The 3,399-nt window shown below is 64.0% G+C and carries 4 protein-coding genes and 1 pseudogene; 1 reads left to right on the forward strand and 4 read right to left on the reverse strand.

The features are described from left to right. The 3 genes and pseudogenes from HX846_RS29040 to HX846_RS29050 form a co-directional block, all read right to left on the reverse strand. Nucleotides 1-258: pseudogene (locus tag HX846_RS29040) on the reverse strand (YeeE/YedE family protein); the annotation flags it as partial. Between the two features lie 22 nt (nt 259-280). Next, the gene (locus tag HX846_RS29045; protein WP_177123242.1) at nt 281-1,486 is read right to left on the reverse strand and encodes an arabinose transporter; all 1,206 of its coding nucleotides are present in this window, start codon (nt 1,484-1,486) and stop codon (nt 281-283) included. A gap of 22 nt (nt 1,487-1,508) precedes the next feature. After that, nucleotides 1,509-2,165, reverse strand: a complete 657-nt coding sequence (locus HX846_RS29050) for an O-methyltransferase (protein ID WP_003214482.1) — start codon at nt 2,163-2,165, stop codon at nt 1,509-1,511. A gap of 129 nt (nt 2,166-2,294) precedes the next feature. Here HX846_RS29050 and HX846_RS29055 point away from each other — a divergent pair, with 129 nt between their 5' ends. Next, on the forward strand, nt 2,295-2,933 hold the full coding sequence (locus HX846_RS29055) for a TetR family transcriptional regulator (RefSeq protein ID WP_087694346.1): 639 nt from the start codon (nt 2,295-2,297) through the stop codon (nt 2,931-2,933). Nucleotides 2,934-2,967: 34 nt separating this feature from the next. On the opposite strand, the gene HX846_RS29060 is transcribed toward HX846_RS29055, so the two are convergent. Further along, nucleotides 2,968-3,399, reverse strand: a 432-nt coding sequence (locus HX846_RS29060; RefSeq protein ID WP_178966656.1) for an aldehyde dehydrogenase family protein, incomplete at its 5' end; no start/stop codon positions are given.

Consider the following 3,399-nt stretch of genomic DNA (forward strand, 5'->3'; position numbering starts at 1 on the left):
CACGGCAATCGCCAGCATCACCATCTGCGCACGCAAGCCCGCGCCACGCCGGTCGGTGATGAACACTCGCCAGGCCGAGGTAAAGCCGAAGGCAGCGTGGTACAGCGTCAGGCCCAGTGCGGCGCCGACCACCAGCAACAGCACCTGGCGCGAGCCGACGCTGTTTTGCAGGAAGACGGCGCCGAACAGCAGGATGGCAAACGCCAGCAATGGTGCGACCGGCTTGCGCGCTGGGGTTGTGGACAGGGAAAGGCTCATCGGGAATCTCGGGTGATGTGGGTTAAGGGCGAGGTGGCGAAGTATAAACCTCGCGCTCCGCCACTGGCGCCTTGAAAAGCAACGCCAGCGCCACGATCACCGACAGCGCCACGGCCACTGCGCCCGCCAGGTACACCGATGCCACTCCGGCCACGCCGGCCAAGGCGCCGATCAGCGGGGTGCTGACCCCCAGCGAAATATCCAGGAACGCCACATACGCACCCATCGCCAGGCTGCGGGATTGGGGCGGCGCGCGCTTTATCGCCTCCACCCCAAAGCCGGGAAACGCCAGGGAGTAGCCGAAACCGGTCAGCGCCGCGCCCAGGTAGGCGGTCAAGGCGCTGTCTGCGCCCCAGATCAACAGCTGCCCGGCGGCTTCGATTATCACGCACACCAGCGCGACCTTGGCACCGCCGATCTTGTCGGGCAGGTGCCCGAAGAAAATCCGCGCGCCGATAAACGCCAGGCCAAAGGCGGTAAACGCCAATGACGCATTGCCCCAGGCCTTGGTGGCAAACAGCAGCGCGATAAACGCGGTAATCACGCCAAACCCGACGCTTGCAAAGGCCAGGCCCAACCCCGGTACCCACACCGAGCGCAGCACCTTGAAAAACGAGGTGCGCCGCTGACTGGTCGGCGCAACGCCTTGCGCTCCGGCGACGATGGCCAGTGCCAGCAGCGGAATCACCATGGTCCCGACGGCGATCCCGCTGAAACCCCACTGGCTATTCACCGCCACCCCGAGGGGCGCGCCCAGGGCAAACGCGGCGTAGATTGCGATGCCGATCCAGGCCATGACCTTGCCGGTATTTTGCGGCCCCACCAACCCGACACCCCAGCCCATCGAGCCGGTCACGATCAGGCTTTCCCCCAGCGCCAGCACCACGCGACCGGCGAGCAACACCCACACCGAGATGACCGGTGATGCCACAAACGCCAGGGACGCGAGGTAGATCAAGCCGGAGCTGGCCGCCACCAGCATGCCCACAAGCATGGCGCGCTTGGGGCCGCGCATATCGGCAAAATTGCCGGCCCAGGACCGCGACAACAATGCCCCGGCAAACTGCGCACCGATCACCACGCCCACCACCAGCGGGTCCATGCCCAAGGTGTTGTGCAGGTGCAGCGGCAGCACCGGCAGTTGCATGCCGATGATCAGGAACCCGACAAACACCGCCAGGGTGATAGGCAGTAATTTCAGTACCACTGGGCTTACCAATCCAGACATGAGTTGAATCCTCTGACGGGCATCAGCCCAGGCGAACGGAAAGCTCGACGTCGTCACCGATCGGCACCGACAGGTAGCCGTTTGCTGGCGAACGCACCCGGGCCAGGTAGTCGGGGCAGTAGTCGGTGTTGTCGGCGATGATCAGCGCGCCGGGCTTGAGGCGGCTTTCCACCAGGTTCAACACGTCGCCATACAGCGCCTTGGCGCCGTCGAGCAGCAGCAGGTCGACGCTGTCGGGCAGGCCGGTGGCCAGGGTAACCAGAGCATCGCCTTGGCGGATCTCCACGAGGTCGCTCACGCCGCCTTGCTCCAGGTGTTGCCGGGCGAGAGCGATCTTCGAGGGCTCGAACTCGCTGCTGATCAGCGTGCCGCCGCCGTTGTCCCGCAGGGCGGCCGCCAGGTGCAGGGTGGACAGGCCGAACGAAGTACCGAACTCGACGATGGCCTGCGCTTTGCTGCTGCGTGCGAGCATGTACAGCAGGGTGCCGGTGTCGCGGGAGACGGGCAACCACAGGTCTTTCAGCATTCCGTAGAGTGCCAGGTAGTCGGTCTTGCTGCGCATCAGGCGGTCGCGTTCTTCGTGGGTCACTGTGTTGATGATGGGGCTGGTGGCGGCATCGGCCTGTGTGTACAGCCGTTCAATCAGGGCCGCCATCGGGGCCGAGGTAAGCGTATTCATGGGGATGTCCTGCTGCAGGTTGAGCGCCGTGAGGCGCCGGGCTAGTATGCGAATGATTCGTCGCATTTAAAGTATGCGAACAATTCGTCACATTCGCTATTCGCATTCCAACGGCAGCAGGAACGCCCCATGACCGATCGCCAGACCTCGCAGATTTCCTCACGCAAAGAGCCCAAACAGGCGCGATCCACCGGGTTGGTGACGGCCATTCTCGAAGCGGCTATTCAGGTTTTGGCCAAGGAAGGCGCCAGCCGTTTCACCACCGCCCGTGTCGCGGAAAAGGCCGGTGTCAGCGTGGGGTCGGTGTACCAGTACTTTCCCAACAAGGCGGCCATCCTGTTTCGGCTGCAGACGGATGAGTGGCAGCAAACCTCGCAGATGCTCAGCCGCATTCTGCAGGACGTAAGCCAGCCGGCCCTTGAGCGGTTGCGGGCGTTGGTGCATGCGTTTATTCGTTCGGAGTGTGAGGAGGCGCAGATGCGTGTCGCCCTGAGCGACGCCGCGCCGCTGTACCGTGATGCGCCCGAAGCCCATGAGGTTCGCGCAGAAGGGCAACAGATTTTCCAGGCGTTCATGCTGGAACTGCTGCCGCAGGTGCCTGAAGCCACCCGCGCCCTGGCCTGCGATTTGATCGCCACCACCTTCAGTTCGGTGGCAAAGGAATTCTCGGGAAGCCCGCGCACCGAGGCGCAAATCACCGCCTATGCGGACGCCATGGCGGATATGTTCGGTGCGTACGTGACGGTGCTGAACCAGACAGCACGATGACCCGCAGGGCGGGCCATCGTTTGCAGCGCTTGCCTTAGCGGCGGTTCAGCCACACGGTCTGCGCGTTGCAGAATTCCCGCACACCAAAGTGCGACAACTCCCGCCCGAAGCCGCTCTTTTTCACACCACCAAACGAGACCCGGGGATCGGACACGCTGTAGGCGTTGATAAAGATCCCGCCGGTTTCCAGTTGGTTGGCGATGCTGCGTGCCTTTTCTGGGTCGGTGGTGAACACACTGGCGGTCAGGCCGAACTCACTGTCGTTGGCGAGGGCCACGGCGTGGTCCGCATCGCGGGCGGTGATGATGGAGGCGACCGGGCCAAACAGTTCCTGTTTGAACGAGGTCATCTGGTCGGTGACGTTGGCCAGCACGGTGGGGGCGTAGTAGTTGCCCGCGCCTTCGACTTTGCTGCCGCCCATCAGCAGGGTGGCGCCTTCGGCCAGGGTGGCCTGGACCTGGCCGTC

Origin of the sequence: Pseudomonas sp. K5002 (assembly GCF_013386655.1) — a bacterium.
Lineage (GTDB): Bacteria > Pseudomonadota > Gammaproteobacteria > Pseudomonadales > Pseudomonadaceae > Aquipseudomonas.

Coding starts and splice junctions, on each gene's coding strand:
- HX846_RS29045 (WP_177123242.1), bottom strand. CDS start 1,486: ATGTCTGGATTGGTAAGCCCAGTGGTACTGAAATTACTGCCTATCACC.
- HX846_RS29050 (WP_003214482.1), bottom strand. CDS start 2,165: ATGAATACGCTTACCTCGGCCCCGATGGCGGCCCTGATTGAACGGCTG.
- HX846_RS29055 (WP_087694346.1), top strand. CDS start 2,295: ATGACCGATCGCCAGACCTCGCAGATTTCCTCACGCAAAGAGCCCAAA.